Source organism: Dysgonomonas sp. BGC7, assembly GCF_001261735.1.
Lineage (GTDB): Bacteria > Bacteroidota > Bacteroidia > Bacteroidales > Dysgonomonadaceae > Dysgonomonas.
On record NZ_CVRP01000009.1, the window covers coordinates 250,323 to 273,939 of the forward strand.

Below are 23,617 nucleotides of genomic sequence, written 5' to 3' on the forward strand. Positions count from 1 at the left end.
ACACTACTTTAATTAAAGGTTATACCTTAAATCTTTTGGTACTAGGACTTATTTCAAGGTTTGTTTCCATTCAATTACCATAAACTGGTAGTTGGATGGAAAAACAAACCTCGAGTATAATAACTATTTCTGGTATGAATAGTATGTTATAATATCTGACATTTTATGATTCCTGAGAGGAAGACCTATTGATAGATTTCTAAAAATTAAAAGAATATAATTCTATATACGAATGATTAAAAAACTGATTTTACAAATTATTGTTTCAATAATTGTATTGCATACCAATGCTCAAACGATAGTAGATATTCCGATGGATACTACCGTAAAAAAAGGAGTTCTGAGTAATGGTTTAACATATTATATAAAGAAGAATACGTATAAAAGTAAGAAAGCCGATTTTTATATTGTGCAGAAGGTGGGTTCTATGCAGGAAGAAGATAATCAATCGGGGCTGGCACATTTTCTGGAACACATGGCTTTTAACGGAACTAAAAACTATCCGGGACGCAAAACTATGCTCGATTATTTAGAAAAGAATGGAGCTAAGTTTGGCGTGAATGTAAATGCCTATACTTCGTATGACGAAACGGTGTACAACTTGTCTGATATCCCTCTGACTCGTGATGGTATCATGGACTCTTGCCTATTGATACTTCATGATTGGTCACATTTTATAACACTCGATAATAATGAGATAGATAAGGAACGTGATATTATTAAGGAAGAATGGCGTACCCGCAACAATGCTGATCAGAGAATATATGCCAAGCTATTTCCTATAATGTTCGAAGGAAGTAAATATGCCAATCGTATGCCAATAGGAGATATGGAGATTGTCGAGAATTTTCCTTATCAGGTTATAAAAGACTATTACAACAAATGGTATCGTCCCGATCTGCAAGCTATAATTATAGTAGGGGATGTAGATGCAGACAAGGTGGAACAACGTATCAAGAGTATGTTTGCGGATATTCCTAAACCGATAAATCCGGCAGAACGAATCTATTATCCGGTAAAAGATAATAAAGAAAGAATTGTTGCTGTGGCTACAGATCCTGAAGCTACTTCATCATCAGTGTCTGTTTATTTTAAACATAATATTATCGAATTAGGAAAGCGACAACAGAAAGATGCTATAAAAAAAAGCATCTTGTCTAATATGGGTGGGCAGCTTCTTTCCGATCGCTATCAGGAAATAGCCCGCAAATCTGGTGCGCCTTTTACAGGAGCCTCAGCTTACGATGGACAATATTCTGTTTCAGTTACTAAAAACGCTTTTATACTAGCGGCCGGATGTAAAGAGAACCAGGTTATCACTGCACTGACTGCTCTATTGCGAGAGAAGAATAGAATATTGAAACATGGATTTATTCAAAGCGAACTTGATCGATATAAGCTCAATATGTTGCAATATTACGATCAGTTGTATAGTAATAAAGATAAACAACCAAATGATGGATATGTACAGGCGTACATTCAGAATTTTATTCAGAATGAGCCTGCAATGGGTATAGAATATGAATATGCCTTGATAAAAGATATATTGAATGAGATCGACTTACAGTCTATAAACTCTTATATGGGGAGTGTCTTGGAGAATGACAGCGAGAATGTAGTTGTAACTATAGAAGGGCCTCAAAGAGCAGATATATTATATCCTTCTAAAGAGCAGGTAAATGAAGTCTTTGCTTCGGTCAGGCTATCAGATATAGAGCCATATTCAGACACACTTGAATCAACATCTTTGATAGATGTATTGCCAGAAGCAGGAAAGGTCGTAAAAGTGGATAAGAATGGACAATTTGGATCTACTGTTTGGAAACTATCCAATGGTATTACAATCGTCTTGAAACATACTGATTTTAAGAATGATCAGATTGTTATGTCCGGATTGTCTTATGGAGGAACTTCTATGTTTGAGGATAATGAAGTTTTAGAAGCCGGGCTAATCAATATTGTTCCTTCTGTCGGAGGAGTAGGGGCTTTCAGCTCTTCGGATCTACAAAAAGTGTTAGCCGGAAATTCTGCACAGGTAGCACCATCTGTCTCGCAGTGGACTCAATCTTTTTCCGGGACATCTACAAAGAAAGATTTAGAGACAATGCTTCAGTTAGTGTATTTGTATTTTACTTCTCCTCGTCGCGATAATGAAGCATTTACCTCTTTCAGCGAACGATTGAAGGAGCAATTAAGAAACAACGAGATGGATCCGTCAGCAGCATTTAGTGATTCTGTTCGCACGGCTTTGTATGCGAGTAGCCCACGTGCTAAAGGGTTAAAGTATCGAGACGTTGATAATTTAGATTATAGCCGTATTATAGAAATGTACCAGCAGAGCTTTGCTGTCCCATCTTCTTTTACATTTGTTTTTGTAGGAACAATCGATGAGAGTGTATTACAACCTTTGGTAGAACAGTATTTGGGTTCTTTATCTTCGGTTGCAAAATCTCCTGATTGTTGCAATTTAAGATATGGTATGAGGAAAGGAGAGTATTCGAAACATTTTAATCAGACAATGGAAACACCAATGTCTTCTATCATGAAGATTTATTCAGGTATGATAGGTAGAAATGTCAAAAATTCAATTAGCCTAGGTATCTTAAATCAGATATTAGATATTGTTTATACTCGTACTATACGTGAAGCAGAAGGAGGTACCTATGGCGTGAATACTAATATCAGTGTGAATAGAGTGCCTGATGGTGAAACATTGCTTCAAATAACATATACAACAGAACCAGGAAAAGTTTCAGCCTTGAATGCACAGATAGATAAGGAGCTGAAGAATATAGCTGAGGTCGGACCTTCTGATACAGATTTTAATAAGGTAAAAGAATACTTGCTGAAGAACTATGATGATCAGAAAAAACAAAATCAATATTGGGTATCTCATCTGCTTACCTATTATTTTTATTCAGAAGATTTCAGCTCCGATTATTACTCTACATTAGAGAACATAACACCTGACGATATAAAAAGCATTGCAAAAGAGCTGTTGTCTCAAGATAATCATATAGAGGTCATAATGTCGCCTAATGAAATCATATCGTTTTAATAAATAAGAAAATGAATATATTGAAATACATACTGTGTAGTTTATTATTTTGTATTGTTGTCATAAACAATATATCTGCAAAAGAGGATATTGGTGAAAAGAAATATAAAGAGGAAAATGTTATATATTATAATTTAGATTCTACTTTGCATTTTGGAGCAACATTGACTCTACCTATCGATAAATCGGTATTTCCTGTTGTAATATTTGTTTCGGGTACAGGAAAACAAGATAGGGATGGTACAATGGCTGGACATAAAATGTTTGCAACTATTGCCGACTATTTGAGCAATCGAGGAGTTGCTGTTCTTCGTTCAGATGACAGAGAAGTTGGAGAAAGTAATGGCGCATATGAAACCTCGACTACAGCTGATTTTGCAGATGATGTTCGCTCTGCTATAGATTATCTAAAGAGTAGGAAAGATATTAATATAAGTAAAGTCGGACTACTTGGACATAGTGAGGGAGGGGCTGTTATCTCTATTGTTGCGTCCACATCTACGGATGTTGCATTTATGATTAGTTTGGCTGGCTTGGCAACAGAGGGATTAAACTCTCTTATACGTCAGAATGAAGATATAGTTGCCGCAGCAGATATCCCTGATTATAATAAGAAAAGATATAATGATATAAATGGACGTATGTTTCGTGTAGCTTATGATTATGCACAGACAGATAGTTTAGAACAGAAATTGAACGACACATTCAATGAATGGAAACTGAAAGACGATGAATATTTCAAAAGCTTGAATACCGGAGGGTATGATCATTTTCGCTTTCCTATCTATTCGTATGTAAGACAGGCTATAGGGCCTTGGTATCGTTTTTTTGTGCAGTATGATCCTGAAAAATATCTGAGTAAAGTAAAGATTCCTGTTTTAGCTTTGAATGGTGATAAAGATATTCTAGTGGCCTCGGATCTAAATCTGAGTAATTTCAAAAAATATCTGGCGGGTAATAATGATGTAACAACTGTCTCTTTAGCAGGGCTAAATCATTTATTTTTGCCTTGCCAGACATGCACACAGCAAGAGTATTCTACGATAAAGGACGATATACCTGAGGAGGTCTTATCTCTGATTTCCAATTGGATTAATAAACGTTTTTAATTGTTCAGAAATTTCTTAATCCCTTTTGTTAAATAGCTTATATGAGGTTCATACAAAGGGGATTATTCCTTTATTAATAAAATATTATTCATTTACTTCAATCATAATCTTTATTCGCTTTTTGAGGAAAATAATGCTCTATGCATTCTACTGCAACATCACGACGTTTTTTATAGACCTCCACTACTTTCCCGATATGCTTATCTAATCATATCGTTTCAGATATTCGGAAATAACCATTTGGGCAATTGTGTTGCATTGTAAATCTGTACCTTGTTTAACCAAAACATATTTACGGATAATATCCTTGTCTCCTACAATCCAACCGATGCGAAAGCCCCGACAGATCAAGTCCTTGCTGAGGACCGTGAGTTATTAGTACATTATCTTTATCGAAAGATGTATCTAGATTATTATTCATACGATTGGCAATCCATTCCCTCAAAGGAGCATAACCTTCAGTTGTGGTATATTGAAGTGCTTTAGTTCCAGCATCTTTAAGAACGATCTGATTTACTTCGTTGATCTCCTCTATCGGAAAGATTTCCGGTGCGGGTAATCCTCCTGTAAACGAGATCATATCTTCCTGTTCTGTTACTTTAAGTATCTCCCTTATTTCCGAAGCTTTTATTTCGGACATTCTTTTTGCGAATTGTAGCTGCATAATAATCTTTAAATACAATTGAAAATTAAAATCAAAAGGGAAATGTAAAAACAGATACAATTTTCAATATACGAATAGGTACAGATTTATTTTTACAAATTTTCATTATACTTACTACTAAGTAAATAAATAATTATATATTTGCAATTATGAATGATACTCGGTCTGAAATAATACGATTAGCAAACGAACTGATAAGGTCAGTTGGTTATAATGCATTCAGTTACGCTGATATATCTAAACAGCTTAATATTAAGAATGCAGCGGTACATTATTATTTCCCTTCCAAGTCAGATTTGGGTATTGCCGTTATCAAAGAAAGCCATTCTCTTTTTTTAGAAAAAACCGAGGCTTGGAGTAAATTGAATTGCAAGCAACAATACAAAAAATATATTACAATGCATGATAGCTTTGTCAAAACGCATTGGACTTGTATTGTAGGCTCATTAGCTCCCTCTTTTGACACGCTTCCCGAAAATATGCAGAAAGAATTGCAGAAATTAGTCAATACAATATTAGATTGGCTTACAGAGTTATTAACCAAAGGGAAAGAAACCGAAGTTTTTAACTTTAAAGAAACTCCAAGAACAAGAGCAAATATGATTCATTCCACTTTATTATCTTCATTACAAATGAATAAAGTATTGAGAAATGATATTTATAAATCAATACAAGAAGGATTGTTAAACATATAATTTTTTTTGTCCATAGCGCTTACTTACTAATAAGTATTTAGTTGATATTAATTTTTAAACACAATTATACAATGAGTGCAACAATTACATCTATTGGAATATACCATCCCGAAAAAGAAATTTACAATTCGTATTTCGAAAGTTTTATTGATACGTCAGACACATGGATAAGAGAAAGAACAGGCATCGAAAGACGTTTCTATACAGCCCCTAACGAATACACAAGCGATATGTGCGTAAAAGCCACTTTGAATTTATCGAAAGAATATAATAAGGACTTACACGACATAGACTATATCATAGTTGCCACAAGCACTCCCGACCAACCAATGCCAAGTGTTGCAAGCCAAGTACAGTCTCGATTAAACATACCTCATGCAGGAGCAATAGATATATCTTCCGCTTGTGCCGGATTTGTTAATGGAATTATCTTAGCAAAAGGATTGATAGCATCGGGTACACACAAAAAGATTCTTGTCATAGGAGCTGATGTCCTTTCTAAAGTTACTGACTTTACAGACCGAACAACTTGTATTTTGTTTGGAGATGGAGCAGGAGCGGTAATCGTAGAGAAAGCCGATAACAATAGCTTGTTCAATACCATAACAGGAACAAATGGCGATTATGGCAAAGATTTGTATTTGGCGCATCAAAATGCACCAATCAGCAATTCAGAAGTTATAGCAAACAATAAATTACACCAAAATGGTAGAGTTGTCTATAAATGGGCTGTCCAAACACTTACGGGTGGGCTACATGAACTTGCAAGAAAAAATAATGTAACCCTTGAAGATATTGATTATTTCATTCCTCACAGTGCTAATTATCGCTTATTGGAAGCTATTTTTAAAGAATTGGATATTCCGATGGAAAAATGTTTAGATAGTGTGAGGCTGTTCGGAAATACTTCGGCTGCCTCTATACCTCTTGCGTGGTACAGTGCTATCAAGGATGGGAAGTTAAAGTTGGGAGATAAAATTATGCTTGTTGGATTCGGTGGTGGCTTCACCTATGCAGGCATCTATATAAAGAATAATATTGTGTAGAATTTCGAATGAATGTCCGAATTTTACACCTCATATCTAATGAATTACATTTATTTTTGGCATTGATATGGAGAAATTTCAAGCAATACAACCCTCTGAGCATTTACAGCCGTATGTAAAACAATACTGGTTTCTATCTGCTGAAGAATTAACAACCGGTAGCCAACGGACTATCCCTTCGGGATGTATTGCCCTTTCGTTTAAACGGAGTGGTGAAATCTTCTCTGTTTTTGAAAATAGGTTTTTACCCAATGCTTGCATATTCGGGCAATCTACGATTCCGAATAGCTTTTACTTCAATTCATTCGATATTATTATGGTTCTTTTTCAGCCATTGGGAGCAAAACTCTTCTTTGATATGCCAATGAGTTATTTTAAGGATCAAAATGTAGATATTCGAGATTTAAGTGATCTTAACATTCTTGAATTGGAAGATAGATTGATTAATTGCTTTGATAATCAGAAATGTATTGATTCGATTGAGCTATTTTTATCAAAGCGATTAAGTAGGTTTGACAATGAGAAATATTGCAGACTACTTCCTGCTCTCAATCTGATAGCATCTAATACTACAGATTTGAATAAATTGGCTGATGCAACCTGTTTGGGTTACAAGCAGTTCAAAAGATTGTTTACTGGAAGTATCGGTTTAAATCCCAAAGAGTATATTCAGATTCACCGCTTTTCCAAAGCCTTAAATATTATACAGGCTACTCCTCATACAACATTGAACGATTTGGCATATTGTTGCGGATACTATGATAAATCACATTTGATAAAAGATTTCAAAGCTTTGTCGGGATATACTCCTGCCGAATTTACACAGCAAAGTGACCCATATTCTCCATCTATGTCATTATTCCAATCGTTTTTTATTAACGCAAAATAAATTCCTATGAAGATACTGATTTATGGTGCAGGCATTGTCGGATGTACATACGGATGGCAACTATCCGAAGCAGGGTGCGACATAACTGTTTTGGTACGACCTGGCAAAAAAGAGAGCATAAAACAAGAGGGTATTACAATCAATTATTCTGATTTTAGAAGTGGGACAAAGATTGTCAAAGAGATTGTCTTTCGACCTAAAGTAATAGATTATCTTTCGGCGGATAACAATTTTGAATATATCATCGTCACGACTAATAATCTACACTTAACAGAAATACTCTTGATACTAAAAGAATCAGCAGGACAAGCACATATCCTATTCTTCCAGAATATGTGGATTGATGATTTTTATGAAATTGAAAAATATTTATCTCCCAATCAATATTTCTTCGGATTTCCATTTATGGCAGGGGGAGGAAAAGAAAATAATGTAATACACAATGCTATTTCGGGATTGAAATACTCTCATACCCCTTTAGGAGAAATAGATGGAGCGATAACTCCCCGTGTACAGAAAATATCTGATGCTTTAGAAAAAGCCAACTTGAAACCGATGTTATATAAACAAATCAAAATCTGGCTTATCACTCATTATGCTGTTGCAGCAGGTTTGTCCGCTGGGATAATAATGGCAGGCAGTGGCAAAGCTTTTTCAAGTGATACAAAAATACTTCGCCATACATTCAAAGCTATTCGGGAAGGATTGGAAGTCTGCTCCACGATTGGAATCGACTCAAAATCTGAAAAATCAAATAAACTATATTATCTCCCTCTGTTTATTGGCACTACTATTGCAAAGAAAGTATATAGCAATGAGGCTCTTTGTCTGATGTTCGATGGGCACACACAGCATGCACCCGATGAAATGCAGAAGATGTTGAATGACATAATAGATTGTGCGAGAAACAATAATATCCAAACTCCCTATTTGTCAGATTTAAGCGGAAAAATAAAAAAGTAGTTTGATGGATATCTATATTTTCCGTTTCATTTTTATCAAGGCTACTTTGCGTTTTTTCTTATCCGACCGTTCTTCTATTTCATAAGGGGTATAACCTAGCTTTGAGTATAGTAAGATTCCTTTTGTGTTCATCTTGAGACAGGAGATATGTATTTCTCTGACATTATATTTCTTCAATGTAATGGATTCCATTGCTTAAATCAGAAATAAACCAATGCCTTTATTCCGGAAGTTAGAACTGACAATAATATTCCCGATTGAACAATACTCATTTTCTTTAACTTCGTAGAAGTTAGCGAAGCCTACGATTTTGTTGTCAAGTAAAATCACAGTCGAATCAGAGCGGTTTTCTACAACTGTTTGCAGTTGTTCCACAGATAGGGGATAGTCTGCTTTGGGAAACATAAAGAATAGTTCTTCCTTATTTTGTGGAAGTTGGCAAATGGGTCCTAGATCATTACCTACAATAGATCTGAATGATAATTTATTCATTTTACTTAATTCTGACATTCATAATCATCTTTTCTATCTGTTTATATTAACAAATGTAATTTTAGTGCAAGATGGTGGATTTATGTGTAATCTATTATTTTAACAGTAATCATCAATAGATTCTCCACCAGTCCATTCAAAACCTTGCGCCAGGCAATATTGCTTTTCCACTCCTTCTATAGTAAAGAAACTTCCAAGACTGGTATGTGCAAACAATCCATCTTCATATGCAATCTTAGCAAGCCCCCAAGGTTTGACAGCCTTTTCTTTTTCTCCTGATTCTGACATCACATAAAGTGATTGGTGATCACCTGACATTGTACTCTTCCTTACAAACGATGTATAAATATCATTACAGCAAAATATTGTACCCTCTTTCAGATTTTCAGCATAAGCTTCGATTGGCTGATTATAATCCCCTTGTGGACAACAAGGAAATTCAGAAGGTATTCGCCAATTATATTGAATAGCATTAGATGTTTTTGCCGTTACGAACTCCGGTACTTTTACTTCTATTTCAATAGGCTGATCTTGTTGAGCAGGATGATTATATATCCATTCCCCTAAATATCCACCTGATGAAGGCTTATCACTTTTAGCCCAAGCTAACAATCTATCTCGACTTATCTGAGCCTCTTTTGGGTTCACAGTTCGCATCCATCTAAAATCTGGGGCAATATCATTTTCTCGCAATATGGAAGGATTTTCAAGAAATGCCTCTATGCTACCACAGGCCAAGATAATCCGCTTTCTTGTTATTGGATTATTTAGTACGTTTTCCAATCTTGTAACCCATCGAAGATTTTCAGGTCGGTTATTCTGCCTGTTTGTATCAATATGGTCAACAACATGCTCTTTTGTGAGTGGTTCTCCATGAAATGCAGTTGAGACTATTCTATGAATGCGAACAGAAGCTATTTCCAGATAGCCAGTTTTACTATTGAAATTGCCAAATGTCCATTGATTATCATAATGACGTATGCGTTTACCATCACGAGGATGTCGTAATACAGCCCCATTGTCCCGAACTGAATAGTTCTCCTTCTGAAAAACACATTTGACTTGCTGATTAAAATTCTCAACGCTTACTCCTGTAATGAGACTTTCTTTCTTTTCCATAATAGATATTTGTAATAGATAGGTTATTTCAACTTAGATCAAATAATTCTTCTTTTTTGTAACCAAAAAGCTGCTTTATGAGCAAAAATCAGATTGAAACCAACAATAACGCATCCAATAATAGTCCATATGAAAATCTGCTCTGTCTCAAACAAATTATTCTCAAAGATGAAGCAGAGAGAATATATGCAATAGATTAGGGATAGCACTGTCGTACAAATGCCGGGAACATATCTGCGAATTATTAAGCATGGCACTATATGAACTAACAAGTGAATAAAATACCCCATAAATATGGCAAGCCACAATAGATACCAATTGAATATAACTGCGAGGACTGTGACAATACTTAGTAATAGAAACTCCTCAGCTACGGCTACAGTAAAAGCCGGAACGGATAAACCCTCAATATGAGATAAAAACCGTTTAGCCAATTTCGGATATCGTTCTGATAAATAGCCTTTGTTCTTCTTTATCCATGATTTGAAGAATATTATTTCTTCAAATTCGTGGAACATAAAAATGATCGGAAAGAGCCAGGCTATATACAAAAAATCAGACATTATCTTTTTATAAATTGTTCAAAGCCTACTTGATATTTGGTTGGAGAGAACTCTATCAGTTCATACTCAGCAATATTATTTCTGAAAAACGGATCTTCCTTTATTAGAATCTGAGCATCATCTTTAGTTGTATTCATTAATATGATACCTCCTATACGAGGATTTTGTGCTCCTGAAGCAATGAACTTTCCCGAAGAATAATACTTGTCCAGATACATTCGGTGTTTTTCTAAGTGTTTTTCAACCTCTGATAGTTCTATTTTATATGTTAAGACTGCAATTATCATAACTCTTCAGTTTATATTTTATTCTACTTCTCCATTATTATCATACATAGGCTATCGCAAGTTCGGGATATTTCCTTATACCCTAACTTTGTATAAAGATATAATGTATTGGGAGTTATTTCTCCTGTAAATAGCTGATATTTTGAACAAGTAATAAACTTTTTCTCTATTTCAATCATCAAAGCTTTTCCTATACCTTTATTCTGATAATCAGGGTGTACAATTAGTTTTCCTACATGGCATATATTATTTTTATCGACATAAGCTCTCACAGATCCTACAATTTGACAGTCTTGTATATATTTGAGAATGATGCTTTCATTAAACTCCTGCAATAATTCATCATAAGTTTGAATCATCGGTTGAATATCTAGATCATCTAATAAATTCGCGATAGGATGGAATGCTGTCTTTTGCAATTCTAATATATCCGGCATATCGGATATTGCGACTTTTTAGATATTCATATTTGTTGGTTTGATATCAGCCATTGAAAGAATATATTGGGGAAAATATTTATTAACCATATCCGCAACCTCATTTAACCACTCTTTCCGCTCTTGATCTGTACTGTCCGCAATAATGCGGAACATCTTTCTTTCAAATGTTATTATTCCGCAAAAATCAAAAATGCAATCCTTCCATATTCTTTGTAGAGGGTCTCCGAATACATGCTCTTCTCTTTCTTGCGGTGTATTAGATGTGTTGAAGACAAGTCCTATTCTGGCGTTCAATAGTCCAATGGGTAATCCTCCGCCACTGTCTCCTTCAGGAAATGTATAAGCTATATTTTCACGCAAGACTCTGTCCACCCAGCCTTTCAAAATAGCAGGAGGTTGCCCCCACCAATTCGGATGGATAACAATAACTCCATCAACTTCTTTTATTTCCTGCCAATGCAGAACCACCAATGGTTCTTTTGTTTTGTCCGAAACTAGCTCTTCCGAGGGGATAACCGGATTAAAATTTTCTTCATATAGATCGTGGAAGTAAAAGGAATGACCATTACTTTTTAACGTTTCAATAACCTTACTTGCTATTGCACAATTAAAACTCTTATCGTAAGGATGTCCCAGTATGACTGATATTTTCATAAGTTCCTTCTTTTATATTTCTATGTCAAAATCAAAGTTAATCTCCAATGCCGGTTTACCACCTCTTATCCCCCAATTTTCTTTGGGTTGTTCATTGAGAATAATAAAAACCGTTTCACCTTTGATTGAATGACGAGCGCCCAATTTCTCTACAATCTTTTTGTAAAGGTCTGCTTTTGCTCTATCTGTTCTCCCTGAAAATAGAATTATTTCTATTAGGATTTCATATGGAGGCTTCATGAAGAATAGATGTGGCTCATATTCGACCAGCCTGATATTCTGTCATTATCGGGAATTACCAACACTTCAATTATGGCTTCAATGGTACAGTCCATCAAAGACGATAAAAATTCCTTCGTTTGTCCTTTTTTTAATTCAATCTTTACCAAAGGCATATTCTATGAATTATGACAGAAAATATTTGGCTACACCAATCAATGTACCCAGAACTATTGTATTAGCTATAATTATCGGAATCGGTTTTCTATCTGTTGCTCCTACATGAATTAATACAGGAGACATCATTGCGATTGAAATTATTCCGCCTTGCAGCCACCATGCAAGATAAGGAATATCTGAGTGAAATATAATTATAGAAATGAAAAAGAAAAATAGGAATGCCGCAACAGTTGAGTATCGTGGTAACTTTTGTATAATCATTGGTATTATATCAATAGTACCTGCGATTAAGCCTATTATGATAGATAGTAATAGAGTATTCATTGTTGATTTCTTTACAAATTATTTACCTCCAATAAGCATATCATAATTCCATTGCATGCCATTCGGTAACCAGTTTGTTACAGTTAAAGGCTGTTCTGTACCTTTATATTCCCTTTTTTCAACAACCATGTTCCAACCTTTTTCGAGCTTTAAATCATATGTTGCAGAATGTCCCCACCAATCATTTGAGCCCCCTGTTATTTTCACAGAGCTATCGCAATAAATATAACGGAGTTCATATCTTATCAGAGTCTCACCATCTATTTGTTTAGAATATTTCAGACAACCTAATATATTGTTCGATCCTGAGGTACAACATGCTATATCTACAAACGATATCGTTTTTGCTTCATGATTACTGATTGTAAGACCATCGGGCATATCATTCTCTATTTTACGAAGCAGTGACTGATCTGGATTTTGTGGTAGCGTAAAAGACATACGATCTTTGTTAAAAGGGAAACGTAACATATAGCGTGAGTCTGGATTTGTTACGGTACCAGAACTTGAAATTCCAACAGGAACAAGAACTCTAGCAACGAAAACAACCTCTTCATCAATAGGGAGATGAATGCCTTGTATGTCTTTTATGTTTATTTCTTGAATAAACCCTACAGTCTCAAATTTTTCATTAGACTCATCATTATTATCATCACTGCAAGAAAAAAACAATGTACTGAACACAGATATAGATATGACAAATAGAGTGAACTTAATAGATTTCATAAGTATCGTTTGTTTAGATTAATATATATATCAGATAAAAACAAAGGTATCTATATAAAAGAAAAAAACTCTTGACGAAAATCAAGAGCCTTGCAATAATGATATTTTTTTTCTTATCCGACTTAATGTTTCGGGAGCAACCATTATCAAGTCTGCTAATTCTTTTAAGGTTATCAGACTTAACAAATCCGGGTATGTTCTTATTAATTTAATATAACGTTCTTCCGCTGTATCACAATAGATAGAAATTAGACATTCATAAGCTTCAGCAAAAAGAGCTTCTGCTAAGTGTTTGCTAAAGATCAAATTTTCTTCATCTTTATAGAAGAAATCCCTTATCTCCCGATAAGGCAATACGTACACTTCACTGTCTTTTATAGATTTGATATTTATCAATGACTGAGTTTGATGTAAAAAGGAAGGATAGTGTGTCACAAAATCATTATCAAAGCTGAATCCGATAATTTGTTCTTTTCCATCCTGCCTATGGTCGAAACAACAAAAAGCTCCAGAGTGTACAAAACCCATGAAATGATTAGTTTGTCCTTTCCGAACAAATAATTCATTTCTCTTATATATTTTACATTCCCCCCTACTCAGGAAGAGTTGCTTAAAATCTTTCATCTTTTCTAAGCAGAGATACTCGTTTAATATTTTCATTGCATCTACTCTATATCAGGTATTTTGTTCACAGCCTCTCTTTTCTTCTCATCCAAAATCCGAGCATAAATCTGTGTTGTTTTCAGCTCTTTATGTCCTAGTAACTTCGATACGGTATATATTTCTGTACCTAAGTTTAGCTGCATAACTGCAAAAGTATGTCGCCCGCAATGGAATGTAATATCCTTTAAAATTCCAGCTTTCATACACCATTTCTCTAATGCCTGATTATGCCATGCAGAATATTTGAGAGCGACAAATACACGTTCGTTCGGTTCTCCTCGTTCGCCTAAATAACGTGTCGCTTGGTCGGAAATATCTAAATATTCAAAACCTTTGGTTTTCTTTTGGCGAAAAACTATTCGGGTATGTCCATCTAACTCCTGAACTTCACTCCAAGTCAGTTTTTGAATATCGCTCCATTTCATGCCTGTCAGACAAGAAAATAGAAAAGCTTGCTTCAATACTGGAAATTTACATTCTTCTTTTACCAATCTTTGCAATTCTTCCAATGTAAGATATTCCCTATGGGTATCTTCGGTTTTTGCAGGTTTTACCATCTGAGCAGGATTATGAGGTATTATTCCATCCTCGATAGCCTGATTTAATGCCGCTTTTAATTTAAGAAAATAGCTACTTTGGCTATTAGCTGAAAGATTAGTATTGCTTTTAGTCTTAGCATCTTTAGCCAGATACTTCTTGAATCCTTCTACAAAAGCTTTGTCAACTCCTTCAAAAGTAGTATCATGCCCTGCATAAGCTATCAGATGTTTTAAGGAACTATCCCAATTGCCGTAATTGCCTGGAGAGTTTTTGCGTTGGTCAATCAGCCCTTTTATGTATTCGACTAGGTTGGTTCTTATTTTGTATTCTACAGTAAAACCATATTGTTTATTTTGTGAAGCTAGGAGACGCTTGGCTTTAACAGCCTCTGCCATTTCAAGGTTAACCTTATTATGGTCTTTGTCTGCTTTGGTTCGTGCAGGATCGATTAAGTAATATTCTAAGGTTTCGTATTTACGGTTGTGCTTAATTTTCCCCTCTTCGGTCTTAGTATATCCCATGTAATACTCCAACGAAAGAGAAACCCGATTTGTGGTCTTTGATTTACGTTTGATTAACTTGATTTCCATAGCTGTAATATTTTTACATTTATTTACGGCAAATATAATCATTTGTCGTAATATTGCAGCAAACATTTACGGTATATTAAGAAAACAAGGTTTTTGTAAAATCTAATTTGTATATATAAATACTTGAATTACAGTATATTTATTTATTTTTTCTTTGTTGTTATTTTACAAGATTACTTTCCTATACAAAACTTACTGAATATATTTCCTAATATCTCATCTGTAGATATTTGTCCTGTTATTTCTCCAAGATAGTGTATGCATTCTCTTATATCCTGAGCTAAGAAATCTCCCGATATTTGGAGGTCTAATCCTTCCGATACCCTTTGTATGGCAGATAAGGCTTTTGATAGGGCTTCATAGTGCCGGACGTTTGTAACGATTATGTCTTGTTCACTGATTTCAGGGATATTTGCTGTGTCCACAAGTAGTTTCTCGAGCTGGTCTGTACCTTGCTCGTACTTAGCAGAAATAAATATCCTGTCAGGAATTTCGTCAATAAGAAGATTCTCTTTATCTTCTTTTCTTTCTGCAGAAATGATATCCACTTTGTTGAAGACAAGTATAAGCCTTTTATCTTTCGCTGCGGGAAGTATTTTTTTAGCGAGCTCTTCAATGTGCTCATTGGTGGTTTCGGCACTCACTATCCATAGTACAATACTTGCTTGTTCTATTTTCTGAAAAGTGCGTTCTATACCAATGCTTTCTATCTCGTCCATAGTATCGCGTATGCCAGCCGTATCAATTAGCCGGAAAGTAAAACCCTGTATATTTATTGTGTCCTCTATCACATCTCTCGTTGTACCATGTATATCGGATACAATAGCTTTTTCTTCATGTAGAAGAAGGTTCAGTAATGTTGATTTTCCCGCATTGGTTTCACCTATGATAGCAACTGGAATTCCGTTCTTAACAGCATTTCCGATGCTGAAAGATTCAGCAAGCCTCTTGATGTGCGATTCTATATCATATGCAGACTCTTTAAGCCTGTCCCTGTTTGCAAATTCAACATCCTCTTCAGAGAAATCCAGCTCCAACTCGATCAAAGAGGTGAAATTCAGAAGTTCCGTTCGTAGCTCTATTAGTTTATTGCTAAAGCCTCCTCGCATCTGATTCATTGCCAAACGATGTGTCGCGGCTGAAGAGGATGCGATAAGGTCGGCCACAGACTCGGCTTGAGACAAGTCCATCTTGCCATTAAGAAAAGCCCGTTGGGTAAATTCTCCGGGTTGGGCGAGCGATGCTCCATTAGAGGTTAGTAGCTGTAAGATGTTTTGTTGTATATATAAAGAGCCATGACAAGAGATTTCTACAACATCCTCTCCTGTGAATGAGTGTGGTGCTCTGAACAGACTGACAAGAACTTCGTCAAGAACGCTCCCATCCTTTACGATAGATCCATAGTGGATAGTATTGGCTTTCATTTCTGCCAGCTTCTTATTAGTTGGAGAATGAAAAAATCTATCAGTAAGCTCTATCGCACCCTTTCCCGATAGGCGTATTATAGCTATTCCTCCTATACCTGCTGGAGTAGAAATAGCTGCAATTATGTTATTTTCTATCATATCCTTTAATTTGAGAGAATTCAAAGTTATATTATAATCATCTATTAATTATACCGATCAGTAGTTGATTTTTGCCTTAAACACCTATTTATTTAATTTCTGTAAAATAGAATTTTAACTAAAACCTTACAATCTTGTACACTTTTCTTCGCTTTTCCGATTATCATTCTTTTCTATATTATTAAAAGAACTCCGTGTTACTCCTTTTCCTCCGTGGTTTAAATAAAAATACAGAGGTATGTATAACTATAATTTTAACTAAAACCTGACAAAAGTTACAGTTTTCACTTTGTTTTTTCAATCCTCCTTTTCCCCTCCCTTTTACTCTAGATATAGATAAAACAGGAACGATTTATAGCCTTTAAATTTATAATGTTTCTAGCGCTTTCATTATAAAACCTGTATAAGAAGACGAATGTGTACCTCCCTCTATATATTTGGTTTTTACATCTACACCTCTCTTTTGTAAGCGAACAAATGCTGAATCGGTATTGAAAGTAGGCACCCATGTGTCTTGCATTCCATGCACAAGTATAACAGAACCCAGTGCATCGAAGTCGCTTACATTATTATCCATTAGAGCTTTTATATAATCATTGTCAGTCTCCTTTATTAAGCCTTCGACAAACAAAGGTGCAAATATTTTTGACGGATCAGACGGAATATTCTGCGACTGCATTATCTTGTCAGTTCCAACGTATTTCTTTACTTTCGGAACTATTGCCGGTAAGAGCATTTGGTGCAAATCTCTGTTGATTCCGTATACACTGTTGTATGTCAGTAATACCCATAGATAAGAAGCTGTAAATTGGGGAGAATTTCCTCCTTTTTGAGATGTAACATGCTTTGCTGTCGCTACCTTGTCGTAAGCGCCTGCACCCGATACTGTAATTATATTTTTGTACGATGTCGGATGTTCACTAAAAGACTTGAGGGTAGACATTGTGGCAAAACCTCCTTCCGAATATCCAAACAGGAATAGTTTCGATAAGTCAATATTGACAGACTTTTCCTTTGCCAGATCGGGGATAGCTTCTATCAGTTTTCTGGTAGCTTCGGCCAAAGATGTTCCGGTTTCATAGTAATGAACATTTTCTTCATCGCTTCCATATCCAAAATAGTCGGGCATGACGACTATATACCCATTTGTGTGTGCAGCAGACAATATAGTTAGAGCATCACGGGTAAGTTTTCCTTTCTCGAATTTGATGTTTGAAGGAGCCTGAGCCTCATAAACTAATGTGCCGTGTTGTATAGAGACAATACTAAACAGCTTTGATTTATCTTCTTTCGACAGATTGGGTATGCCTACCAGCCCCGACAGCCTTTTTGTAGCCCCAAATGGGTCTGTTGCATCGTATGTCACTTTGTAAAAAGAAACATCATATTTTATTTTCGAAAGTTCACTGTCGATAACCGTTTTAGGCAATCGCTTTACCTCCTTCAGATAATATTCGTATTCTGCTCTTATATCTTCCGCTCTGACAGTTCCCTTATTCTGTGTACTATTTATAAGTGAATCGTTGCTACATGCCTGAACAGATAGCAGAATGAGCAGGAATGCAATAAGACTGATTTTATACTTTTTCATTTTACGGTTCTGTCAGATAAATAAGATATAATTATATTCTTAAAATACGATTTGCATTTGTCCCAATACAACATTTGAATTGGGTGCGTCCCATTTTTTTGAAAAATCAGAGTAAATATAGTTCAATTGCAAACGGCAATTGCCATAAAAATAGTAATTTACTCCGATAGTATAGTCAATAACTTCACTATTAATCTCTTTGTTTTGATTAAAGTAGTCTGCTTTTGCAAACGTATTTAGCTTTTTAGGAATAAAGAAGTAAGAGCCCATCGCATGTAGGCCTTCTTTCTGTATGCCCCCGTCATTTCCTTTTATCCACTCGGCTCGTGCATAAATACGCTCAGTTTTATAGTCGCTGCTTACTATCCAGCGATTTCTCACATGGTTTGCTTCCGGTGTATTTGCCTTATCGAGGCTGTAGTATGCTTCTCCGAAATATGCGCCTCCACCGATGCGAAGGCCTTTGATGGGTTGTAACATTATATTTCCGGCAAAGTCTTTCGTATTGTTCGTTTCTCCTTTGTTGATACCCGTTCCCTGATACATGCCTATTCCGTATTGCAACAGATCGAGTGTCTGTGTTCTGAACAGGCTACCATGAATCAGAACTCCTATATCTCGTCCCCCACTGTTTTTTCCGCTTTGAAGTTTTATAACGTCATCGTTCATACCTATAAGGGCAGATACGGATCTTGTATTCTGTATACCCTCGATGGCAGTAAGCGATAATTGATTCTCGAGAGAAAGTGGAGTTTTCATTTCTCCAAATTTCAGATTGATTTCTTTCGCAGGACTCCATTCTCCCCAGAATTCAAAGAGTCTTGGATCTACAAACTCGCTCATCACAAAATATTTGAAATTGTTTGTTATATTTCCGCCTAATGTGAGGAATACGACGCGAGGTTCGGCTGTATGTTTAATTCTCGATACGTTACTATACTTGTACATAAACATTCCGTATCCTCCAAACTGCATATATGGTGTATTGAATGCTTGTCTTACTTTTTCTATGGTGGTGTGGGGCTGGATATTCTGTTTTTTATCTTCGGTTACTCTGAGAGAATCGGCTTCGCTTTGGGTTAAGACGTTTTTCTCTACCAGTTTGTTTAATAGGTCGTTGTTGAAATCTTGAGAATAACTGCAAAGGCAAACGATGAGAAAAATAATGCTGAATAAGAATTTCTTCATTCTATGTTTAAATGTTTGTCAATTATATATCTATTTTGTCTCCTAAGTGTCGGGGTTCTTTTCTGGTAACGATATCTACGAAGGCTTTTACACGAGCAAGTATTTCTCTTGCTTTTGTTCGGTACGAAGAACGGTTGAGTCCCAGATCACGGGCATTGTAGCCATAAGCCTCTAAGCCATGATGAAGGGCAATAAATATGGCTCGCTCGTTATGAAACTTTTGCGAAACGACTATAAAAGAATCTTGCCCGAATATTTTGCTCATTCGTACTACAGAGTCCAGTGTTCGCAATCCTGCATAATCCATCGTGATGATGCTGTCGGGAACTCCTGCCTCTACTAACGCGTCGTGCATATCCTGAGCTTCGTTGTAGTGTGCCCATCTGTTGTCTCCGCTAACTACAAATACTTTTACTTTACCTGCTTCGTAAAGTTCTTTGGCAGCTTGTATGCGATAGATGAAATAAAGATTTGGCCTATCTCCTATATATCTGGCTGCACCTAGTACCAAGGCTGCTTTCTGGGCAGGTATGCTGTCTGCATTGTTATATATAAAATCTTTGGAATCGTGAGGGATTTTCCAGTTAGCAAAAGCTATTATGGCTACAATGCCAATAATGGCTATAGTAAGGATAATCAAAGCTCTTTTTAATATCTTTTTTACTCTAATATTCATTAAATTCGCTCAAGGACTTTTTGTATTAAATCTTCTATCGAACCCTTATAGTCAGCATTGGATTCTCCGGCCAATCGGTTGGCTATGATTGTGCATACAGTCATTCCTTTGTGTCCCATTAGCCTACTCAATCCGGCAAGAGGGGCACTTTCCATTTCGTAATTGGTAACCTTATCTCCTTCAAAATCGAAAGATTCTATTTTACTATTGAGGTCGGGGTTAGCCAGAGGCATGCGCACATATCTGCCCTGTGGCCCGTAAAAACCAATTGCGGATATTGTCATTCCTTTTATCATATCGTGTCCTATGCGTTCTACCAATTCCTCATCTGCCTTTACAAAATAAGGTGAGCAGTGTTGTGGGTTCCAGTCCACATATTTTTTGAACGATTCTTCATAATCGGATAAAGTTATTGTGTCGCGCCCGGCATAATAATTAAGAACTCCATCAAACCCTACCGATTTGGCAGCTACTACATAAGAGCCTATCGGACAAAATGGTTGTAACCCTCCGGATGTTCCTACACGTACCATTGTAAGTTGCTTGAAGTCTTTTTTTACTTCACGTGTTTCGAAATCAATATTTGCAAGAGCGTCCAACTCTGTAATCACTATGTCTATGTTATCAGGTCCTATACCATGGGAAAGGGCGGTGATGCGCTTGCCTTTATATGTTCCGGTGATTGTGTGAAATTCCCGACTGCGTATGTCGCACTCGATGGTGTCGAAGAATGAGGCAGTGAGGTCTACTCGGTCCGGATCGCCCATCATTATAATTTTGTCCGATAGTTGTTCCGGTTTTATATGTAGGTGAAATACACTACCGTCATTATTTATTATCAATTCTGATTCGGGTATTGTTCTCATAATTGCCATTTTCTATTGTTTGATTCTTCAAAGATACGCTTTTGTTTCGAATATGTTTTCACCATTGTTGAGGCACTTATTCAAAAGGTATTTCTTCGATAGGATTCCAGAATATTGTTTTCCAGTTGCATATTCTATTATTATGTATTTTTATCCCTTCGGCTTCCAGTAGTTTTTTCATCTCATCCGAATTGCCGAATGCTTCTTTTCCTGATAATGTCCCCTGACTGTTAACTACCCTGTGAGCTGGAATGTTGCTGTCGGCAGGACATTGTCCCATTATTTTTCCTACCATGCGAGACATGTTCGGATAGCCTGCTGCCTTGGCTATTGCACCGTAGCTACTGGCTCGCCCGTGCGGAATAGTCCTTACAATATCATATACTCCGCGTATAAGGTTTTCCTTCTCTTTATTGGTCATTGTTGATTTGCTTTTGCAATAAAGGTATAAAAACTTATTTTTGCAGTAAATTATTCTAGATATGAAAATTTCTTTATTGGTGATAGGAAAAACGGATGCAGGCTATTTTATTGATGCCGTAAGTGAGTATCAAAAACGGCTGGAACATTATATTCCATTCGAAATGCAGATTATCCCCGATATAAAAAACACAAAAAGCCTGACTGTAAGCCAACAGAAAGAAAAAGAAGGTGAATTGATCTTAAAAAGCCTACAGCCGGGAGATTATGTTGTTTTGTTAGACGAAAAGGGCAGGGAGTATTCTTCTATCCAATTTGCTTCGTATATTGAGAAAAAAACACATACTGTAGCCAAGCGTCTGGTTTTTGTAATTGGAGGGCCTTATGGCCTTTCGGGGGCAGTATATGAAAAGTCCAACGAGAAGCTTACTTTATCGCGTATGACATTCTCGCATCAAATGGTACGACTCATTTTTGTAGAACAGCTTTATCGTGCAATGACCATATTAAATAATGAACCTTACCATCACGAGTAATATCGGGGTAAGGTTCATTTTCCGTGTCTTAATAAATACTTATTTCTTCAGGTTGAGCTCTTCGGTAAATATGTTTCCGTACTCATCTTTGGCTACTACTTTTATTATTGCTCCCTTCTTTTTGGGAGTATAGAAGAATAGGCAGTCTGTTTGTTTCGGCTCATTGGATGGACGATGCTTTGGCTTGTCCGGGCCGAACATATACTCGTAGGCAAATGGGTCATAATCTCTGTACTGTGTCATTTCTCCCATAGGCTTTCCATCTTCTATTACTTCCACAGTCCAATGCTTGTTCCAATTCCAAATATTGGCAATGATACTATTCTTTTTGCTATTCCACGAATTTGGTGGGTATAGTTTGATTTGATACGACTTGTCAAGACCTGTCCCTTTAAAGTATTGATTCGTTACTTTATTGCCTTCGATTTCAAATACAGCATAACCATTTGGTGCTCCATTAGATCCTATGTCTCCTGACCATCCGGCTCCAAATACGGCATTGAGAGTATACTCTTTTATATTTTCATTGATCTCAGTCGATACTCCAAAGTGAGTGTGTCCCGATATGATGACAACTTTGTATCCATCAAGAATATTATACAGCTCTTTGCTATTTACAAGCTCCGATTGTTTGTATTTGGTAGGGATATGAGTAGACAATATTATCAGCTTATCTTTAGCTACATAAGTAAGGTCTTGTTTTAGCCATTCCATCTGTTCGTCGGTAATTTTTTTTTCGTACGTTTTTCTGTCGTGATAAAGTATGTCGTCGAGAACTATAAAATGACAGTTGCCTTTATTGTATGAATAATAGGTAGGCCCAAAGTATTTTTCAAAATTATGAGATGCTTTGCTATCATCTCCTACAATTTTTTGATCGTGATCGTGATTACCTATTACCTGTAGTACAGGAAATGGAATGTTATTGATAGCATCAGTATATCCCGGGTATAACTTGGGAGCATCCCATACAAGGTCGCCTGCTACAATTCCCACAAAAGGAGTTTCGGAAGGGTATTCTTTGGTCAGATTGTTGATATCCGGTACCGTTTCTTTTCTGAAGCGTTTTAATTCCCAGTCCTTGGATGGTTGGGAGTCTGCCATGGCAACAAGTACGAAATTTTTATCTGGAATTGCTTTTGTTAGCTGAAAATTGGCATATACTACCTCCAAATCTTGATTTACCTTCTTGTAGAAGTCGGGAATACTACCTCTTGTCGGCAACTTATAATCACAGGGAACAGATATGAATACGAACTTTGCTTTTGGGTTTCTTTTCATTCGATACTGCCCGTTTTCGTCCGTAAGAGTTGTAGTATATCCATCACTAACGACTACTCCCTGTACACCTTTTATTCCGTCAGTTACATTTCCCGTGAGATCAGTGTCTACATCTGATAATACGTTTTGAGAGTAAATGTTGATGCTAAAAATGAGACTTAATATGTAAGTCATTGTATACAAAACAATCTTGCTTTTCATTCTATGTAATATTAATAACTAAAATCTCAAAACGGAAAATATTAGGAAGCTTATATGACTTGATAAGGCATT

27 protein-coding genes and 1 pseudogene are annotated in these 23,617 nt (G+C 36.1%); 7 read left to right on the forward strand and 21 right to left on the reverse strand.

Annotation, left to right across the window (positions count from 1 at the left end; translation table 11 throughout):
- The first annotated feature begins 232 nt into the window (after positions 1 to 232).
- Positions 233 to 3,058 (forward strand): M16 family metallopeptidase, encoded by a 2,826-nt coding sequence (locus BGC7_RS09520; RefSeq protein ID WP_050701345.1) that lies wholly within the window; start codon positions 233 to 235, stop codon positions 3,056 to 3,058.
- An 11-nt stretch (positions 3,059 to 3,069) separates the two neighbouring features.
- Positions 3,070 to 4,167, forward strand: coding sequence for an alpha/beta hydrolase family protein (locus BGC7_RS09525; RefSeq protein ID WP_082206612.1), 1,098 nt, complete (start codon positions 3,070 to 3,072; stop codon positions 4,165 to 4,167).
- Between the two features lie 124 nt (positions 4,168 to 4,291).
- Here BGC7_RS09525 and BGC7_RS09530 read toward each other — a convergent pair.
- Positions 4,292 to 4,831, reverse strand: a pseudogene (locus BGC7_RS09530) (aminotransferase); the annotation flags it as partial.
- Between the two features lie 149 nt (positions 4,832 to 4,980).
- Between BGC7_RS09530 and BGC7_RS09535 the strand changes: the two are divergent.
- From BGC7_RS09535 to BGC7_RS09550, 4 genes are all read left to right on the forward strand, one after another.
- Entirely contained in the window at positions 4,981 to 5,526 is a 546-nt protein-coding gene (locus tag BGC7_RS09535) for a TetR/AcrR family transcriptional regulator (RefSeq protein ID WP_050701347.1), read from the forward strand.
- 71 nt (positions 5,527 to 5,597) lie between these two features.
- Complete coding sequence (locus tag BGC7_RS09540) at positions 5,598 to 6,572, forward strand: beta-ketoacyl-ACP synthase III (protein ID WP_050701348.1); 975 nt, start codon at positions 5,598 to 5,600, stop codon at positions 6,570 to 6,572.
- 67 nt (positions 6,573 to 6,639) lie between these two features.
- Positions 6,640 to 7,461: a helix-turn-helix domain-containing protein gene (locus tag BGC7_RS09545; RefSeq protein WP_050701349.1), complete on the forward strand. Its 822-nt coding sequence runs from the start codon at positions 6,640 to 6,642 to the stop codon at positions 7,459 to 7,461.
- Between the two features lie 6 nt (positions 7,462 to 7,467).
- Positions 7,468 to 8,424 (forward strand): ketopantoate reductase family protein, encoded by a 957-nt coding sequence (locus BGC7_RS09550; RefSeq protein WP_050701350.1) that lies wholly within the window; start codon positions 7,468 to 7,470, stop codon positions 8,422 to 8,424.
- A gap of 12 nt (positions 8,425 to 8,436) precedes the next feature.
- On the opposite strand, the gene BGC7_RS09555 is transcribed toward BGC7_RS09550, so the two are convergent.
- The 19 genes from BGC7_RS09555 to BGC7_RS09640 form a co-directional block, all read right to left on the reverse strand.
- Positions 8,437 to 8,616, reverse strand: coding sequence for a hypothetical protein (locus BGC7_RS09555; RefSeq protein WP_050701351.1), 180 nt, complete (start codon positions 8,614 to 8,616; stop codon positions 8,437 to 8,439).
- Positions 8,617 to 8,619: 3 nt separating this feature from the next.
- The gene (locus BGC7_RS09560; RefSeq protein WP_050701352.1) at positions 8,620 to 8,934 is read right to left on the reverse strand and encodes a GNAT family N-acetyltransferase; all 315 of its coding nucleotides are present in this window, start codon (positions 8,932 to 8,934) and stop codon (positions 8,620 to 8,622) included.
- 81 nt (positions 8,935 to 9,015) lie between these two features.
- Positions 9,016 to 10,035 carry an HNH endonuclease signature motif containing protein gene (locus BGC7_RS09565; protein WP_050701353.1) on the reverse strand — a complete coding sequence of 340 codons (1,020 nt, stop codon included), beginning with the start codon at positions 10,033 to 10,035 and terminating at the stop codon, positions 9,016 to 9,018.
- A 38-nt stretch (positions 10,036 to 10,073) separates the two neighbouring features.
- Positions 10,074 to 10,598, reverse strand: a complete 525-nt coding sequence (locus tag BGC7_RS09570) for an HXXEE domain-containing protein (RefSeq protein WP_050701354.1) — start codon at positions 10,596 to 10,598, stop codon at positions 10,074 to 10,076.
- The gene (locus tag BGC7_RS09575; protein ID WP_050701355.1) at positions 10,598 to 10,885 is read right to left on the reverse strand and encodes a YciI family protein; all 288 of its coding nucleotides are present in this window, start codon (positions 10,883 to 10,885) and stop codon (positions 10,598 to 10,600) included. Before BGC7_RS09575 ends, BGC7_RS09570 begins: the two co-directional genes overlap by 1 nt.
- A 23-nt stretch (positions 10,886 to 10,908) precedes the next feature.
- Positions 10,909 to 11,322 (reverse strand): GNAT family N-acetyltransferase, encoded by a 414-nt coding sequence (locus BGC7_RS09580; protein ID WP_050701356.1) that lies wholly within the window; start codon positions 11,320 to 11,322, stop codon positions 10,909 to 10,911.
- 18 nt (positions 11,323 to 11,340) lie between these two features.
- Positions 11,341 to 11,979 carry an NAD(P)H-dependent oxidoreductase gene (locus tag BGC7_RS09585; RefSeq protein ID WP_050701357.1) on the reverse strand — a complete coding sequence of 213 codons (639 nt, stop codon included), beginning with the start codon at positions 11,977 to 11,979 and terminating at the stop codon, positions 11,341 to 11,343.
- A 12-nt stretch (positions 11,980 to 11,991) separates the two neighbouring features.
- A complete protein-coding gene (locus tag BGC7_RS09590) occupies positions 11,992 to 12,219 on the reverse strand; it encodes a tautomerase family protein (protein WP_050701358.1) in 228 nt (75 codons plus the stop codon).
- Entirely contained in the window at positions 12,216 to 12,374 is a 159-nt protein-coding gene (locus BGC7_RS17865; protein ID WP_157258690.1) for a tautomerase family protein, read from the reverse strand. The genes BGC7_RS09590 and BGC7_RS17865 overlap by 4 nt, the downstream gene beginning before the upstream one ends.
- A gap of 10 nt (positions 12,375 to 12,384) precedes the next feature.
- A complete protein-coding gene (locus BGC7_RS09595; protein ID WP_050701359.1) occupies positions 12,385 to 12,702 on the reverse strand; it encodes a hypothetical protein in 318 nt (105 codons plus the stop codon).
- 18 nt (positions 12,703 to 12,720) lie between these two features.
- Positions 12,721 to 13,428 (reverse strand): hypothetical protein, encoded by a 708-nt coding sequence (locus BGC7_RS09600; RefSeq protein WP_050701360.1) that lies wholly within the window; start codon positions 13,426 to 13,428, stop codon positions 12,721 to 12,723.
- Between the two features lie 81 nt (positions 13,429 to 13,509).
- Positions 13,510 to 14,088, reverse strand: coding sequence for a Crp/Fnr family transcriptional regulator (locus tag BGC7_RS09605; protein ID WP_082206613.1), 579 nt, complete (start codon positions 14,086 to 14,088; stop codon positions 13,510 to 13,512).
- Positions 14,089 to 14,093: 5 nt separating this feature from the next.
- Positions 14,094 to 15,221, reverse strand: coding sequence for a tyrosine-type recombinase/integrase (locus BGC7_RS09610; protein WP_050701439.1), 1,128 nt, complete (start codon positions 15,219 to 15,221; stop codon positions 14,094 to 14,096).
- A gap of 173 nt (positions 15,222 to 15,394) precedes the next feature.
- A complete protein-coding gene (gene mnmE, locus BGC7_RS09615) occupies positions 15,395 to 16,783 on the reverse strand; it encodes a tRNA uridine-5-carboxymethylaminomethyl(34) synthesis GTPase MnmE (RefSeq protein WP_185112972.1) in 1,389 nt (462 codons plus the stop codon).
- 370 nt (positions 16,784 to 17,153) lie between these two features.
- Positions 17,154 to 18,377: an alpha/beta hydrolase family protein gene (locus BGC7_RS09620; RefSeq protein WP_050701363.1), complete on the reverse strand. Its 1,224-nt coding sequence runs from the start codon at positions 18,375 to 18,377 to the stop codon at positions 17,154 to 17,156.
- Between the two features lie 39 nt (positions 18,378 to 18,416).
- Complete coding sequence (locus BGC7_RS09625) at positions 18,417 to 19,565, reverse strand: porin (protein ID WP_050701364.1); 1,149 nt, start codon at positions 19,563 to 19,565, stop codon at positions 18,417 to 18,419.
- Positions 19,566 to 19,587: 22 nt separating this feature from the next.
- Positions 19,588 to 20,241 (reverse strand): SanA/YdcF family protein, encoded by a 654-nt coding sequence (locus BGC7_RS09630; protein ID WP_050701365.1) that lies wholly within the window; start codon positions 20,239 to 20,241, stop codon positions 19,588 to 19,590.
- Positions 20,241 to 21,107, reverse strand: a complete 867-nt coding sequence (locus BGC7_RS09635; RefSeq protein ID WP_050701440.1) for a nucleoside phosphorylase — start codon at positions 21,105 to 21,107, stop codon at positions 20,241 to 20,243. The genes BGC7_RS09630 and BGC7_RS09635 overlap by 1 nt, the downstream gene beginning before the upstream one ends.
- A gap of 76 nt (positions 21,108 to 21,183) precedes the next feature.
- On the reverse strand, positions 21,184 to 21,528 hold the full coding sequence (locus BGC7_RS09640; RefSeq protein ID WP_050701366.1) for an MGMT family protein: 345 nt from the start codon (positions 21,526 to 21,528) through the stop codon (positions 21,184 to 21,186).
- Between the two features lie 61 nt (positions 21,529 to 21,589).
- On the opposite strand from BGC7_RS09640, the gene rlmH reads away from it, so the two are divergent.
- Complete coding sequence (gene rlmH, locus BGC7_RS09645; protein ID WP_050701367.1) at positions 21,590 to 22,063, forward strand: 23S rRNA (pseudouridine(1915)-N(3))-methyltransferase RlmH; 474 nt, start codon at positions 21,590 to 21,592, stop codon at positions 22,061 to 22,063.
- Positions 22,064 to 22,102: 39 nt separating this feature from the next.
- Here the strand turns inward: rlmH and BGC7_RS09650 are convergent, their stop codons facing one another.
- Positions 22,103 to 23,545: a calcineurin-like phosphoesterase C-terminal domain-containing protein gene (locus BGC7_RS09650; protein WP_050701368.1), complete on the reverse strand. Its 1,443-nt coding sequence runs from the start codon at positions 23,543 to 23,545 to the stop codon at positions 22,103 to 22,105.
- Positions 23,546 to 23,617: the final 72 nt, after the last annotated feature.

Coding starts and splice junctions, on each gene's coding strand:
- BGC7_RS09520 (WP_050701345.1), top strand. CDS start 233: ATGATTAAAAAACTGATTTTACAAATTATTGTTTCAATAATTGTATTG.
- BGC7_RS09525 (WP_082206612.1), top strand. CDS start 3,070: ATGAATATATTGAAATACATACTGTGTAGTTTATTATTTTGTATTGTT.
- BGC7_RS09535 (WP_050701347.1), top strand. CDS start 4,981: ATGAATGATACTCGGTCTGAAATAATACGATTAGCAAACGAACTGATA.
- BGC7_RS09540 (WP_050701348.1), top strand. CDS start 5,598: ATGAGTGCAACAATTACATCTATTGGAATATACCATCCCGAAAAAGAA.
- BGC7_RS09545 (WP_050701349.1), top strand. CDS start 6,640: ATGGAGAAATTTCAAGCAATACAACCCTCTGAGCATTTACAGCCGTAT.
- BGC7_RS09550 (WP_050701350.1), top strand. CDS start 7,468: ATGAAGATACTGATTTATGGTGCAGGCATTGTCGGATGTACATACGGA.
- BGC7_RS09555 (WP_050701351.1), bottom strand. CDS start 8,616: ATGGAATCCATTACATTGAAGAAATATAATGTCAGAGAAATACATATC.
- BGC7_RS09560 (WP_050701352.1), bottom strand. CDS start 8,934: ATGTCAGAATTAAGTAAAATGAATAAATTATCATTCAGATCTATTGTA.
- BGC7_RS09565 (WP_050701353.1), bottom strand. CDS start 10,035: ATGGAAAAGAAAGAAAGTCTCATTACAGGAGTAAGCGTTGAGAATTTT.
- BGC7_RS09570 (WP_050701354.1), bottom strand. CDS start 10,598: ATGTCTGATTTTTTGTATATAGCCTGGCTCTTTCCGATCATTTTTATG.
- BGC7_RS09575 (WP_050701355.1), bottom strand. CDS start 10,885: ATGATAATTGCAGTCTTAACATATAAAATAGAACTATCAGAGGTTGAA.
- BGC7_RS09580 (WP_050701356.1), bottom strand. CDS start 11,322: ATGCCGGATATATTAGAATTGCAAAAGACAGCATTCCATCCTATCGCG.
- BGC7_RS09585 (WP_050701357.1), bottom strand. CDS start 11,979: ATGAAAATATCAGTCATACTGGGACATCCTTACGATAAGAGTTTTAAT.
- BGC7_RS09590 (WP_050701358.1), bottom strand. CDS start 12,219: ATGAAGCCTCCATATGAAATCCTAATAGAAATAATTCTATTTTCAGGG.
- BGC7_RS17865 (WP_157258690.1), bottom strand. CDS start 12,374: ATGCCTTTGGTAAAGATTGAATTAAAAAAAGGACAAACGAAGGAATTT.
- BGC7_RS09595 (WP_050701359.1), bottom strand. CDS start 12,702: ATGAATACTCTATTACTATCTATCATAATAGGCTTAATCGCAGGTACT.
- BGC7_RS09600 (WP_050701360.1), bottom strand. CDS start 13,428: ATGAAATCTATTAAGTTCACTCTATTTGTCATATCTATATCTGTGTTC.
- BGC7_RS09605 (WP_082206613.1), bottom strand. CDS start 14,088: ATGAAAATATTAAACGAGTATCTCTGCTTAGAAAAGATGAAAGATTTT.
- BGC7_RS09610 (WP_050701439.1), bottom strand. CDS start 15,221: ATGGAAATCAAGTTAATCAAACGTAAATCAAAGACCACAAATCGGGTT.
- BGC7_RS09620 (WP_050701363.1), bottom strand. CDS start 18,377: ATGAAAAAGTATAAAATCAGTCTTATTGCATTCCTGCTCATTCTGCTA.
- BGC7_RS09625 (WP_050701364.1), bottom strand. CDS start 19,565: ATGAAGAAATTCTTATTCAGCATTATTTTTCTCATCGTTTGCCTTTGC.
- BGC7_RS09630 (WP_050701365.1), bottom strand. CDS start 20,241: ATGAATATTAGAGTAAAAAAGATATTAAAAAGAGCTTTGATTATCCTT.
- BGC7_RS09635 (WP_050701440.1), bottom strand. CDS start 21,107: ATGAGAACAATACCCGAATCAGAATTGATAATAAATAATGACGGTAGT.
- BGC7_RS09640 (WP_050701366.1), bottom strand. CDS start 21,528: ATGACCAATAAAGAGAAGGAAAACCTTATACGCGGAGTATATGATATT.
- rlmH (WP_050701367.1), top strand. CDS start 21,590: ATGAAAATTTCTTTATTGGTGATAGGAAAAACGGATGCAGGCTATTTT.
- BGC7_RS09650 (WP_050701368.1), bottom strand. CDS start 23,545: ATGAAAAGCAAGATTGTTTTGTATACAATGACTTACATATTAAGTCTC.